15 protein-coding genes are annotated in these 13,247 nt (G+C 59.5%); 5 read left to right on the forward strand and 10 right to left on the reverse strand.

Translation table 11 applies throughout. From position 1 onward, the window contains the following. Positions 1–506 precede the first annotated feature (506 nt). From WB402_RS14635 to coaBC, 4 genes are all read right to left on the reverse strand, one after another. Positions 507–1,916, reverse strand: coding sequence for a phosphomannomutase/phosphoglucomutase (locus tag WB402_RS14635; RefSeq protein WP_424209127.1), 1,410 nt, complete (start codon positions 1,914–1,916; stop codon positions 507–509). Positions 1,917–2,113: 197 nt separating this feature from the next. Beyond that, positions 2,114–3,634, reverse strand: coding sequence for a diguanylate cyclase domain-containing protein (locus WB402_RS14640; protein WP_424209129.1), 1,521 nt, complete (start codon positions 3,632–3,634; stop codon positions 2,114–2,116). A 154-nt stretch (positions 3,635–3,788) separates the two neighbouring features. Continuing rightward, on the reverse strand, positions 3,789–4,247 hold the full coding sequence (gene dut, locus WB402_RS14645; protein WP_424209154.1) for a dUTP diphosphatase: 459 nt from the start codon (positions 4,245–4,247) through the stop codon (positions 3,789–3,791). Position 4,248: 1 nt separating this feature from the next. Then, the gene (gene coaBC, locus WB402_RS14650) at positions 4,249–5,508 is read right to left on the reverse strand and encodes a bifunctional phosphopantothenoylcysteine decarboxylase/phosphopantothenate--cysteine ligase CoaBC (protein WP_424209131.1); all 1,260 of its coding nucleotides are present in this window, start codon (positions 5,506–5,508) and stop codon (positions 4,249–4,251) included. 54 nt (positions 5,509–5,562) lie between these two features. Here coaBC and radC point away from each other — a divergent pair, with 54 nt between their 5' ends. From radC to WB402_RS14670, 4 genes are all read left to right on the forward strand, one after another. Then, the gene (gene radC / locus WB402_RS14655) at positions 5,563–6,237 is read left to right on the forward strand and encodes a RadC family protein (protein ID WP_424209133.1); all 675 of its coding nucleotides are present in this window, start codon (positions 5,563–5,565) and stop codon (positions 6,235–6,237) included. A gap of 123 nt (positions 6,238–6,360) precedes the next feature. Beyond that, complete coding sequence (gene rpmB / locus WB402_RS14660; RefSeq protein WP_424209135.1) at positions 6,361–6,597, forward strand: 50S ribosomal protein L28; 237 nt, start codon at positions 6,361–6,363, stop codon at positions 6,595–6,597. 14 nt (positions 6,598–6,611) lie between these two features. Continuing rightward, positions 6,612–6,779, forward strand: coding sequence for a 50S ribosomal protein L33 (gene rpmG / locus WB402_RS14665; protein WP_424209137.1), 168 nt, complete (start codon positions 6,612–6,614; stop codon positions 6,777–6,779). A 240-nt stretch (positions 6,780–7,019) separates the two neighbouring features. Continuing rightward, positions 7,020–7,574: an HNH endonuclease gene (locus WB402_RS14670; protein WP_424209139.1), complete on the forward strand. Its 555-nt coding sequence runs from the start codon at positions 7,020–7,022 to the stop codon at positions 7,572–7,574. A 79-nt stretch (positions 7,575–7,653) separates the two neighbouring features. Here the strand turns inward: WB402_RS14670 and WB402_RS14675 are convergent, their stop codons facing one another. Beyond that, a complete protein-coding gene (locus WB402_RS14675) occupies positions 7,654–8,844 on the reverse strand; it encodes a DesA family fatty acid desaturase (protein ID WP_424209140.1) in 1,191 nt (396 codons plus the stop codon). Between the two features lie 110 nt (positions 8,845–8,954). On the opposite strand from WB402_RS14675, the gene WB402_RS14680 reads away from it, so the two are divergent. Next, positions 8,955–9,395, forward strand: a complete 441-nt coding sequence (locus tag WB402_RS14680) for an NUDIX domain-containing protein (RefSeq protein ID WP_424209142.1) — start codon at positions 8,955–8,957, stop codon at positions 9,393–9,395. Here WB402_RS14680 and WB402_RS14685 read toward each other — a convergent pair. The 5 genes from WB402_RS14685 to purN form a co-directional block, all read right to left on the reverse strand. Beyond that, entirely contained in the window at positions 9,286–10,668 is a 1,383-nt protein-coding gene (locus WB402_RS14685; RefSeq protein ID WP_424209144.1) for a mechanosensitive ion channel family protein, read from the reverse strand. The genes WB402_RS14680 and WB402_RS14685 overlap by 110 nt on opposite strands. A 197-nt stretch (positions 10,669–10,865) precedes the next feature. Next, positions 10,866–11,309: a DsrE family protein gene (locus WB402_RS14690; RefSeq protein WP_424209146.1), complete on the reverse strand. Its 444-nt coding sequence runs from the start codon at positions 11,307–11,309 to the stop codon at positions 10,866–10,868. Between the two features lie 36 nt (positions 11,310–11,345). Next, a complete protein-coding gene (locus WB402_RS14695; RefSeq protein ID WP_424209148.1) occupies positions 11,346–12,059 on the reverse strand; it encodes a hypothetical protein in 714 nt (237 codons plus the stop codon). After that, the gene (locus WB402_RS14700) at positions 12,056–12,610 is read right to left on the reverse strand and encodes an RNA polymerase sigma factor (RefSeq protein WP_424209150.1); all 555 of its coding nucleotides are present in this window, start codon (positions 12,608–12,610) and stop codon (positions 12,056–12,058) included. The genes WB402_RS14695 and WB402_RS14700 overlap by 4 nt, the downstream gene beginning before the upstream one ends. 101 nt (positions 12,611–12,711) lie before the next feature. Further along, positions 12,712–13,247, reverse strand: a 536-nt coding sequence (purN, locus tag WB402_RS14705; RefSeq protein ID WP_424209152.1) for a phosphoribosylglycinamide formyltransferase, incomplete at its 5' end; no start/stop codon positions are given.

Raw genomic sequence — 13,247 nt, forward strand, 5'->3', positions numbered from 1 at the left:
GCTCGACGCACATGTTGGGTGTGAAGTCAGAATTAGAATTTTCGAAACGTCTCGAATCCTTCTGAATGTTGGCTACAAAGACGCTCCGCCTCCTTAACCCCGCGAAACACGATAGTGACCCGATTGATAAGGGTTACCTGAAGAAAACAAAGCCCCGATGCTTTACCGCAACTTATTAAAGGTCCTCGACCGTCTTTAGTTGTGAAGAGACTGCCGTCCGTGTCTTTACAGGTCCAATTGTTTCGGTCGTAAATAGTGCAGTTCTTAAGCTCAAGACCTGTCGATGAAACGACACGCTGGTTGGCAAAGGAGACTTGGTATCGAGACTCATGAACGATGTCAAAGCGATCAGAGAAGGCTTTGTCGGCAGAAACCCATTTTACTGCTTCGGACTTGCCGCAAGCAATCCAGTGCCCCACGAGTTCACCTTCGCGATCGTTGAAACATCCGGATATCACTAGGCACCAAGATAGAAGGAGCAGTCTATGGAACCGGAAAGTCATGGTTTAGAAGGGCAATGCCGTGCCGGGCCGGACGGAAAGGATGAGTTCCCGGAAACGGTTCTGAATACGTTCCAGCGCCGCCTGGTTGTCCGCCTCGAAGCGAAGCACCAGCACCGGCGTGGTGTTGGAGGCGCGCACCAGCCCGAAGCCGTCGGAAAAATCCGCGCGCAGGCCGTCGATGGTGGTGAGCTTGGCATCCGGAAAACGGGCGCGCTGGACCAATTCCTTGATGACGGTGAAATGCTCGCCTTCGGCAAACTTGAGGTTCAATTCCGGCGTGTTCAACGTGTTCGGCAGGGACGCAAAAATCTCCTGCGTCGGACGCGGGTCGCGTGACAGTAGTTCGAGCAGCCGCGCGGCGGTATAGAGGCCATCGTCGAAGCCGTACCAACGTTCCTTGAAAAAAATGTGTCCGCTCATCTCGCCCGCCAGCAGCGCGCCGGATTCCCTGAGCTTGGCCTTGATGAACGAGTGCCCGGTTTTCCACATCGTCGGCTTGCCGCCGGCCTTGCGGATCTCGGCGTCGAGCGTACGCGAGCATTTGACGTCGTAGATGATCTCGCCGCCGGGATGGCGCGACAGCACGTCGCGCGCGTACAGGATCATCTGCCGGTCGGCCCAGATCACGTGGCCGTCGGGTGCGATCACGCCGAGCCGGTCGCCGTCGCCATCGAAGGCCAGACCCACGTCGTAGCCGCCCTTTTTGATTTCAGCGATGAGGTCCTCGAGATTTTCCGGCTTGCTCGGATCGGGGTGATGATTGGGGAAAGTGCCGTCGATTTTGCAGAAGAGTTCGGTAACCTGGCACCCGAGTCGCTTGAGCAGTTGCGGCGCGAGTTCGCCGGCCACGCCGTTGCCGCAGTCCACGGCCACGCGCATTGGGCGGGCGAGTTTGACATCGCTTGCCACGCGGTCGAGGTAGGCGTTGCGCACGTCCGCGGATGTAATGCTTCCTTGTCCCGTGACCAGTTCGTTTTCAAGAATGCGCGTGCGCAGTTTCTGGATCAGATCGCCCGAAAGGGTAACACCGCCGATGACCATCTTGAGTCCGTTGTAATCGGGTGGATTATGGCTGCCGGTGACGGCCACGCCCGAACCGGCGCCCAGATGCTGGATGGCAAAATACACCACCGGGGTCGGCGCCATGCCGATATCCACCACGTCGCAGCCGGCGCGCGCGATGCCGCGTGCCAGTGCCGCCGACAGTTCCGGCCCGGACAGGCGCCCGTCACGCCCGATGACGAAGCGCTTCTGTTTGCTCGCCAGCGCCTCGCTGCCCAGGGCCTGGCCGATGCGCTCGACAATTTCCGGCGTGAGTGTCTTGCCGACGATGCCGCGGATGTCGTAGGCCTTGAAGATTTCGGGTGGAAGCGGGGCGGTCGCCGCGCTGGTAGCGGTGTCGGATTTCGGCATGGTGGTCTGATGTCAGATGGGATTTATCGAGCGCCAGTTTAACTTATCCCGGCGGCACAGGCGAGACGCCGCGGTCACGGTTCGACCCGTTCGCCCTGAGCATGTCGAAGGGTGAACGGGAAAGATCGTAAACGACAGGCGATTCGTCCGTTCATGGTTCGACAGGCTCACCACGAACAGACTTAATAAGAGCTTCCTTAGCTGACGATGACGCGTTTCTTTTCGGGGGCGCCGGTGGTCGGGTCGTAGACTTTGGTGATATTGCGGCCGGCTTCCTTGGCCTGCAGCAGTGCCTGGTCGGCGCGCCACAGCACGTCGTCCGGTTTGGTGTCCTTGTCGTACATCGTGCTCAGGCCGCCGGTCCAGCGAAGTTGATGTACAACGCCCTTGGTCAACGGTATCTCGCGCGGCAGTTGCCTGCGCAGTCGTTCGACGAATCTTTTGGCATTTTCAAGCGAGGCGTACGTGTAGATGATGCAGAATTCATCTCCGCCCAGACGGGCCAGCACGTCGTTTTGTCGGACGACTTTTCTCAGGGCGTTGGCGAATCCGACGATGAGCGCATCGCCCGCGTCGTGGCCATGGACGTCATTGACCTTCTTAAAATAATCCATGTCGATCATCAGCACGGACGAGGGGCCGTTGGCCTTGGATGACTCGAACAATTCCTTGAGCCGTACCTCGAAGTGCCGGCGATTGCCGAGCTGCGAGAGATGATCCATCAGGCCCATGCCTTTCATCTTTTCTTTTTCCGCGACCAGCTTCTGTCCGCGATCGCGGAGGTAATCGAAGATTTCCGCGAACTCATGCAGCGCCATCGGATAGTCCACGCGCACGCTGCCCTCGCGCAGGTCGCGGAACATGCGGATCAGCGAACGGATGTCGTGGCGCACGGCCCCGGAGGTCTGGCGGTAAAGTCGGAACAGCACGACGACGATCACGAGCAGGATGAGCGCGATGAAAGCAAAATAGAGTATCCTGTTTCCGGAGAGAATCGCGGAAGGGACTTCGCCGGACTGGAACGTCAGCGTCCAGCGACTGTCGCCCAGGGCGCTGGTGACGGCGGCGGTATTGGCGGATGCGGCCTCGCCGACAGCCAGCACCGTTTGCGAAGGATTTCCCGCGACCGGCTGTTGCAGTTCCATGTACCCGCCCGGCGGCAATGTCAGTTCGATGGCGGACTGCAGCGGCGCACGCGCGAAGCTCGCGAGGAGATAGCCGGCCGGCTTCTGGTTCTCATCCCGGATCGCCACGGCCATATCGTAGTGCTCGGAGGGTGTGCCGATCGAATGAAATTCCGGCGCGGCGGGCGTATTGGCCATGGAGACGCGCCGGATAAAGTCGACACAGGCGGGATCCAGCGTTTCAGTGGAGGGCGTCTTTCCGGCGCTGTTCCGCGGCAACAGCCGGACCGCCACGGCGCCCGGCAGCATGGATTTTATTTCATCTTCTTTTCGTTGCCGTTCCGCCGGGTTGCCGCGCTGCAACACGCTCAGCATGCCCGGCTGCCCCGCGAACTTTTCCAGACTCTGGCGCTGTTGCGTGAGTAGTTTGGTGATGCGATTGGACGCCGTGCGCGCGGTGAGAGACGCCCTTTCTTGATAGGAGGATAGCTGCATGTCGCGCATCGCCAGGTAGCCGGCGTAACCGGCCGCGGCAAAACACAGGAGCAGGATCAGGATGACCTGAAAATGAACGCGTGTCAGCGACTTGGCCATGTGGGTGGCAGATCTTTTGGCGTGGCGGGTTTCCGTCCGTTAAAAGACATATTCCTTAATTATAAAGATAGGAGAGTCTGGCGCGGCTGGCCAGTATAAGACCGCCTCTTCCGACCCGTGGCGAGATATTTCGGACACGCGATGAGACAGGAGGCTATTTTCGCCCGGAGTGACCGAATCCGCCCGCGCCGCGCCGGCTTTCCTCGAAATCTTCCACGACCTGAAACTCGGTCTGCACCACCGGAACGAACACCATCTGGGCAATGCGATCGCCGGGTTCGACGGTGAACGGCTCGCGACTGCGATTCCACACCGAAATGAAAATCTGGCCCTGGTAATCCGAGTCGATGAGACCCACGAGGTTGCCGAGTACAATGCCGTGTTTGTGCCCGAGGCCGGAGCGCGGCAGCAGCACCGCGGCGAGATCGTTGTCGCTAATATGAATGGCGATTCCCGAAGGCACAAGATGCGTCTCGCCGGGCGCGATGTGCAGATGTTCGTCGAGGCAGGCGTACAGGTCCATCCCCGCGGAACCGTGCGTGGCGTAGTGCGGCAGCGGGAATTCGGCGCCGATGCGTTTGTCGAGGATTTTGACTTCCACTTTTTGCATTATTTCATGGTCTCTGTAAGCGGTGTACCTTGGTGTCGTTCTTGGCATGATACCTGGCGGCGATATGGTGAATGAGGGCGCGGGCGAGCTTGGTTTTCGACTGGGTGGGAAGTTCGGTGATGTCCTCGCGCCCGACCAGCAGCAGGCTATTTTCGTCCGCCGCAAACCCGATGTCCGCGCCGACGCGGTTGGCGGCGACAAGGTCAAGTTTTTTGCTTTCCAGCTTGGCGCGCGCGTTTTGTTCGAGATTTTCCGTCTCGGCGGCGAAGCCGACCATAAACGGCGCGGGCCGGAGCGCCGCCACGCTGGCGAGAATATCGGGGTTGCGTTCCAGTTCCAGCGTCAGCTTTATTTCGGTTTTCTTGATTTTCCGCTCCGCAGCCCGCGCCGGGCGGTAGTCGGCAACGGCAGCGACACCGATGAAGATGTCCGCCTTCGCGGCGTGCTGGTGTACCGCGTCATACATTTCCTGCGCGCTTTCCACGTGCAGCGAGCGCACGCGTTCGGGGTCCGGGAGCGACGTGGGGCCGGATACCAGAATCACCCTGGCGCCCGACTCCGCCGCGGCCTGCGCCACGGCATACCCCATTTTGCCCGAGCTGCGGTTGGTCAGGCCGCGCACCGGATCGATGGCCTCCCAGGTCGGTCCCGCGGTGACGAGGACGGTCAGGCCGTCGAGTTCGCCGGTGGCGAAGAGTTCCGAGGCAAGTGTCACCAGTTCGACGGGTTCCAGCATGCGGCCGGGGCCGACTTCGCCGCAGGCCTGCGATCCTTCCCCCGGACCGAAAATCCGGATAGCGTTTTTTTTGATCGTCGCCAGGTTCGATTGGGTGGCGGTGTTGTTCCACATCTGCTGGTTCATCGCGGGGGCCACCGCAACCGGAGCCTCGGTCGCGAGACATACCGCGCTCAGCAGATCGTCGGCGCGCCCCTGTGCCAGCCGCGCCAGGAAATTGGCGCTCGCCGGCGCCACCAGCACGGCGTCGGCCCAGCGCGCGAGTTCGATGTGGCCCATGCCCGCCGCTTCGGCGCCTGCCCCAGCATGCTTTAGGCCGGGGCCGGTATCGAGCAACTGCTGATGCACCGGGTGACCACTCACCGCCTGAAGCGTTAAGGGGGTGATGAACTCGGTCGCCGACCGGGTCATGATCACGCGTACCTCGGCGCCGGTATCGCGCAGACGCCGCACCAGATCGGCGCTTTTGTACGCCGCGATGCCGCCGGTGACGCCCAGCAGGACGCGTTTATTTATCAGACTGCCCATATGTTAAAGTGTACTTGCCTGTTGAGCAGGGAACAAATTGTAAGGAATAGTCCCATGGCGATCAGCGAATGGCCGGAGCACGAACGGCCGCGTGAAAAGCTGTTGCAGCGCGGCCCGGCGACCCTCTCGGACGCCGAGTTGCTGGCGATTTTCATCCGCAGCGGTGTACCCGGCAAAACCGCCGTGGACCTGGCGCGCGACCTGCTCGCCCGCTTCGGCGGTCTGCGGGAACTGCTGGCGGCGAACATGGAGGAACTGTGTCAGGCATCGGGCGTGGGCGAGGCCAAATACGTCCAGCTGCAGGCCAGCCTGGAAATGGGGCGCCGCTTTCTCGCGGAAAAGCTCAAACGCGAGGTGACGCTGGGTTCCACCCGCGACACGATGGATTTCCTCCAGGCACAGCTGCGGGATCGCAAAAACGAGGTGTTCTGCGTGCTGTTCCTCGACAACCGCCACCGGGTACTGGCTTTCGAGGAACTGTTCCAGGGCACCCTGAATGGCACAGCGGTATATCCGCGGGAGATCATCAAGCGCGCGCTCAAGCATAACGCCGGCGCCGTCATCCTGGTGCATAACCACCCTTCGGGGGTGGCCGAACCCAGCCGGGCGGATGAACTCTTGACCACCCGCCTGCGGGAGGCGCTGACGCTGGTGGATATTCGATTGCTGGATCATCTGGTAGTAGGGGACGGCGAAATGGTGTCCTTCAGCGAGCGGGGGCTGATTTAGCCGCGGCGGCTAATCAAGATCCGGTTCGGTGCGAGGAACCGCCCAGTTTTGGTTCCCGGCGAAAATGTGATATAAAAGCCATCCTTTGAAGGCCCCCGGGCCATCTGTTTAGGGAGATTTCCGATGTCGAGAGTATGTCAGGTGACGGGCAAGCGCGTACGGACGGGCAATAACGTGTCCCATGCGAACAACAGAACCCGCCGCCGCTTCCTGCCCAATTTGCAGAATCGCCGCCTGTGGGTGGAGAGCGAGAAACGCTGGGTGTCGCTGCGCCTGTCGAGCCAGGGCCTGCGCACCATCGACAAGAAGGGCATAGACGCCGTATTGGCCGAGATGCGTGCCCGCGGCGACAAGGTATAGAGAGGAACCGCACCATGGCCAAATCAGCACGTGAAAAGATCAAGCTCGTCTCCAGCGCCGGGACCGGGCATTTCTACACCACGACCAAGAACAAGCGCACCACCCCGGACAAGCTCGAGTTCAGGAAATACGACCCGGTGGTCCGCAAGCATGTTGCGTACAAGGAAGCCAAGATCAAGTAGGTGTGACTCTCGATTTTGAGAATCATCGATAAATATAAAGCCCGGCTCGCCGGGCTTTATTGTTTGCGCTATTCTCAATATATGGCGGAAAGCACTGTTCAGGCTGCTGCCGCGGAGGTTTTACTATGTACAAGCCTCCATTTTTCTGAGATAAATATCGCCCGTAACGGTTTTTTGAATTAGGGAAGATCCGTTGTGTATGCACTAAATCAGCAAGTGTTGAGGACCGACGCATCGGGGATGCCGCTTGAATGGATTGATTTCAAAGAGGCCGTGCGGGTCTATCATCTCGGGCAGGTGGCCTACACTTGCGGCGTGTCGCTGTACCATATCCACGGCGGGCACAATGCCATCACCGGCCGCCGTTCCGTCATCGAAATCAACTCCATCATCGCGACCCACGGGGACAGCCACGCCGTCCTGAAGGCGCGGGCGCATTACGTTCCGCCGCTCAACAACCAGACGCTGTTCGCCCGCGATGCGCATCTGTGCATGTATTGCGGCGGGCAGTTCTCATCCCGGGGCCTGTCGCGCGACCACATCAAACCCTTGAGCATCGGCGGCACGGATACCTGGAACAATGTCGTGACCGCCTGCAAACGCTGCAACAACCACAAGGCGGGGCGCACACCAGAGCAGGCGGGGCTGGAACTGCTCGCGGTACCGTTCATGCCGACTCACGCCGAATATATATATCTCCAGGGCAAGAAGATTCTCGCGGACCAGATGCATTTTCTCCTAGCGCATTTTCCTCGCCACAGCCCGCTCCACAAGCGCCTGGCCAAACCAGCCTGAAGCAAACCCTGTTTTGAAAACAAAAAACCCGCCAGTGGCGGGTTTTTTGTTTATCAACAGAATAGAAAACAGCGATGAATCAGGTCGCGACACGGGCGAGCGTATAAGTCCGGACTTTTTGCGAAAAATCCTGCAATGCCTTGATCCCGGTCGCCTCGGCCTCGCGGCACCATTCCTGCAATGCCTGCCGCAGATTCTCTTGCGTGGTGGCGGAGCGCTGCCAGACGGCCTGCAGTTTCTGTTTCATGGTGTACACGGTCTTCAGGGTACCATTCTGCTCCAGGATTTTGTCCAGCCACTTGTGCGAGGTTTCATCGAGCAATCCCGCCTCGCGCACCATGAGCCGCCGCGCGCGCTTGAGCAGTGCCCAGGATTCGCGATCAGTGCGGTCTGCCTTCTTCAGTTCCTCACGATGCACATGCTGCATGACTTCGCGTGCAAACTGCGACATGACCAGAAAGCGTGCCGTGATCACGGCCTTCACCGTGTCGACATCGATGTGCTGTTTGGCGGAATCGCAGGTGAGTTCCGGCGGAATTTTTTTAACGCGCGCCAGCCCCAGCGCCTTCATGGTCTGGATATACAACCAGCCGATATCGAATTCCCACCACTTGGACGAAAACTTGGCGGAACTCCCGAAGGTGTGATGATTGTTGTGCAGCTCCTCGCCGCCGATCAGGATGCCCCAGGGGACGATGTTGGTGCTGGCGTCGCTGACCTCGTAATTGCGGTAGCCCCAGTAATGGCCGACACCGTTGATGATGCCGGCCGCAAAGATCGGAATCCAGATCATCTGTATCGCCCAGATGGTGATGCCGATCGGGCCGAACAGCGCCACGTCGATCACGAACATCAAGACCAGACCTTTCCCGCTATGGCGCGTGTACAGGTTGCGCTCCAGCCAGTCATCCGGCGTGCCGTGACCGTACTTCTTCATCGTTTCGAGGTTTTTCGACTCTTTGCGATAGAGTTCCGCACCCTGCCACATTACCGTGCGGATGCCGAACTGTCGGGGACTGTGCGGATCGTCCGGTGTTTCCACCTTGGCGTGATGCTTGCGATGCACGGCAGCCCATTCTTTCGTGACCATGCCGGTGGTCAGCCACAACCAGAAGCGGAAGAAGTGGCTAATGACGGGATGAATCTCCAGCGCCCGATGGGCCTGGTAACGATGCAGATAGAGGGTGACAGCGACAATAGTGATGTGAGTAAAGATAAGTGCAACGATGATGTATCCCCACCATGGGAAAGTGATCAGTCCTTCAAGCATTCGCGAAACTCCGTTTAATTTAATAATGTACTATATAAGTATACCAGAAACAGCCCTTGACCGCGTGTGGTCGTGTGGAACCCGACAAAAGCCTCCTATTTCGAGAGAATATGCCCGCACCGAAGACGCCAGCGCTCACCACGGACATCATTATTGAACTCAAGGATCGCCCGGATGTGCCGATCGTGCTCATCCGACGCAAGAATCCGCCGCATGGCTGGGCCCTGCCCGGGGGGTTTGTCGACGTCGGTGAATCGCTCGAACATGCCGCCGTGCGCGAAGCCGAAGAGGAAACAGCGTTGCGCGTGACGCTCAAGCTATTGTTGGGTTGTTACTCCGATCCGACACGCGATCCGCGCGGTCATACCGCCTCGGCGGTGTATGTCGCTGAAGCGGCGGGCGAGCCGCGGGCGCAGGACGATGCCGCGGGTGTGGCGATATTCAGTCCGGAGGGCTTGCCTTCGCCGCTAGCTTTCGACCACGCGCGGATTTTGCGCGACTACCTGATCTGGCGTCAGCAGGGGAAATTGCCGAGCCTGGAAATTCCTTGATATAGAGATCGCGCTGCGGAAAGGGCAGGGTAATACCCGCGGTTTTGAAATCTTTCCAGATATGCTGGAACAGATCGGAGCGCACGTCGGCGCCGCGTTCGGGATCTTGGGTCCACACAAGCAATTCCAGATTCACGCCATTGTCCCCGAAACCGGTCAGTATGGCCGCGGGCGCGGGATCCTTCAGCACACGGTTGTGTTCAAGCGCGATGCGTTCGAGCCGCGCGACGATTTGTTCCGGATCGTCGTTATAACCGGTCTGTACCGGCAGCCGCAGGCGGATCTTGCGGTCGCCTTCATAGGACCAGTTGGTGATTTCGGAGGTCATGAGGTTTTCATTGGGCACGAGAATGTCCATGCCATCACGCGTGTGAATTACGATGTGGCGCGTATGCAGTGCCCTGACCGTACCGAAAGTGTTGCCGAAACTGATGACATCACCCGGACGTATGGAACCTTCGAAAACGAGAATAAAGCCGCTGACAAAATTGCTGACCACACGTTGCAGGCCCAAGCCCAGGCCCACGCCGAGGGCACCGCCGAACACCGCGAACGCCGTGATGTCGATGTCCGCCGCCATCATGGCGGCGAGCACGGCGAGCGTCAGCAGCACGAACTTGACCAGCTTCGACAGCGCGACCTTCATGCTGTCGTCCAGTACCCGGCTGCTCGCCACGCGGTTGCGAATGGCATTCGCCAGCCACAAGGCGACCAGCAGCATGACGGCGATGGACAGGACGAAACTCACCACGTTGAGCAGCGAAATCCGCAGCTTGCCGAAATTAAGTGCGTAGTCGTCGAGCAGTTCTTCGACCCAGGGGAACCAGCCGAGAATGTGCAGCGCAACCAGGGTCCAGATCGTGACAGTCAGCACGCCTTCCCAAGCCTTCAACGGTCCGCCTGGACTGAGACTGTGACGCAGCACGAACACGCCCATGCGGATCACGGCGAGCGCGCCGGCGAGAATCATCGCCGGTCGCAGCAGGCCGGTGGCCCAGCCGTGATTGCGCAGGATGGCGGAAAAGGCCAGCAGCCACAACCACAGCAGCAGGGGAACGAGGGCCATGGCGCCGGAACGCACCGCGGTGCGGCTTACACCCTCGATGCCGCCGGCCTTGGTGACGCTTTGCAGGCGCGGCAGCAGTCGGTCGCCGATCAGTTTGGCGAGCAGCAAGCCGGCAAGAAATATACCTATCTGCCACCAAGTGGACGGCGAATTCAGGAAATCGCGGATCGCCTCGTTCGAGGGCAGGGCTTCAAGCAGGTCTTGCATGCGGGTGAAAGGACTCCGGGCGGCCGGCGGCACCCTTCGCCCCTAGGATAACGAGAAGCGATCTCAAAAAACAGTCCGGCGGTCTCGCGATTCCAGCTTATCCTTCCGGTTCAGTCGGGCTTGAGATCGCTTCGAGTCATCTGGACAAAAAAAGCCCGCGAGGAGCGCGGGCTGGAGGAGAGAGACAGTGCGCTGTCTCAGGGTTTTACATACGAGAAACCTTTCGATTGCAGGGCAGCGAGCTCGGCTACGCCGCTTGGGACGATGTCCTCTTTGGAAACATCGTAGAGGTCGGTTTTATAATCGATCTTCTTGCCGACCAGCGTGTTGTTGCACACATTGAAGTGCACGCCCTGACGCTTCAGGTTGCTGATCTTGTCCTGGAAGTCGGGGTTCTTGTTCGCGATCTGGAGAAGTTGCACGCCCGGACCGTGCATCACCACCCGCAGGTCGATATTTTCCTTGCCCACGGCGTTGATGTGGTTCTGGATGTTGCCCAGCGTAGCCTTGAGCTGTTTCTCGTCATCGACGTTGACGTGGTAAACGACTTTCTGCTTGCCGTAGTCTTCAGCGTAGGCCGCGCCGGCGCCGAGGCCCAGGCTGAGTAATGCCATAACCGATAGTGCAATGAGTTTTTTCATGATCAAGTTCTCCCGCGTGTTGGTGGTTGAATCGAGTTAACCCTGGATATAAGCCCAGCCCTGGTGCTGCCGACGCATAATCTGCGCGACACCGGAGTCAATCACGACGACGCCGGGCAGCAGCTTCGCCGTGAACCCCAGCTCTTGCTGATAGCGGTCGATCGTGTTTTGGCAAGCGACGAACGTCAGATCGTGATATTCCTTTTGCATTTTCTGAATGCGCTCGGCGTAGGGCGAGATACCGGCGAGCAACAGACTCAGGCCCTCGCCGTTGGTGATCACTTCCACGCGCGCCGACTGATGCGAGAGACGGTAATGTTGCATCAGCTCCTCGACGTCATCCAGCACGTTCTTGAGATGGTCGGCATGGCCGTCGCTCACGTGGAACAGCACCTTGGCCGGCACGTCCTCGCCGGGCGCCAGCTGGGCAACGGAAGCAATCTGGTTTCCCGAGGGCTGATGCAGGAACCAGCCGGTGATACCGCCGATGATGAGCATCAATCCGGCGGCCACGCCGAGACCGATTTTTCTTCCGGCGGAAAGTGTCGCCATGCCGCGGGTGGGCATGGGCGGTTCCTTGAAGGCGAGCTGTACCAGGTCGCGAGTCTTGCGCAGTTCGCAGATCTGCCGGCTCAGTGCCTCGTTGCTGGACAGGCGCGCATAGACCTGCGCCTTTTCCTCCGGCGTCAATTGATCGTCGACGAAGGCGTTGATGAATTCGTCAGAAAACTTCTGTTCTTCGTTGCTCATTTGATTCTCCGGATTTTTGATTCGTCAGCAGCTGTCCTGGGAGCAAAATCTCCCAGCAGGTCCTTGAGGGCGTGACGCGCCCGGCACAGGCGGCTCATGACCGTACCGATCGGCACATTCAGGATCTGGGCCACTTCCAAATAGCTCAGGCCTTGAATGTCTACCAGGGTCACAACCTGACGCTGACCCTCCGACAGTCTGGCGATGGCCTCCCTGACCTTGAGGACCACTTGTTGATCGCTGCTCTCCTTCTCCGGGGTGGATTCATGGGTTATGGTATTTTCGTCAATCTCTTCCGTGGCGCGGCTGCGGCGGAAATGATCGCGGTAACAGTTGGCGAGAATGCTGTACAACCACGCATCGCCGGCATTCGGGTCGCGCAACTGGCTGGATTTGCGCAGCGCCTTGGCGAGCGTCTCCTGTACCAGGTCGTCCGCGAGCGCGGCGTTGTGCGTCCAGGCATAGGCAATGCGGTAAAGCCGCAGGCGATGCTGCTCGAGCCTTGCCTTGTCTTCGCGGGTACGTCCTAGGAAATTGAAAACATCCATCATTGGACCTGGAAATGTGGTTGCCGGTGTCGGTGACTGTACCGAAAAGACGAAACCGGACCGGTATTTATTCCCCGGGCCGAGGCATTCGTATCATTATAGATTTAGCTGGCCTCAGGCCTATGGTCGGCGGCACGGTGTTGCAGGCCCTGTTCCGGGCGCTGTTGCCCATCCAGCAGCACCCTCCCGCTTTCGATGGACAGGCGGCCTGCGAGGATCCAGCCGATGGCCATGGGGTAAATCCGGTGTTCTTCCATAAGCACACGTTCAGCAAGGGCATCAGGCGCGTCGTCCGGCAGCACCGGCACGGCGGCCTGAATGATCACGGGGCCTCCGTCCACCTCATGCGTCACGAAGTGCACACTGGCGCCATGAAATGAGGCGCCGCTTTGCAGCGCGCGCGTGTGGGTATTCAGGCCGGGAAACGCCGGTAACAGAGAAGGGTGAATGTTGATGAGCCGGCCGGTGTAGTGATCGATGAAGGCCTTACCCAGGATGCGCATGAAACCGGCAAGCACCACCAGTTGCGGCTGGTACGCTTCGATCCGTTGCATGAGCGCGTGGTCGAATTGATCACGCGTCGGGAAGTCACGACGATTGACCACGTGCGTGGGGATGCCCGCCGTGCGCGCGCGCGCCA

This window comes from Sulfuricaulis sp., from assembly GCF_049587675.1.
Taxonomy (GTDB): domain Bacteria; phylum Pseudomonadota; class Gammaproteobacteria; order Acidiferrobacterales; family Sulfurifustaceae; genus Sulfuricaulis.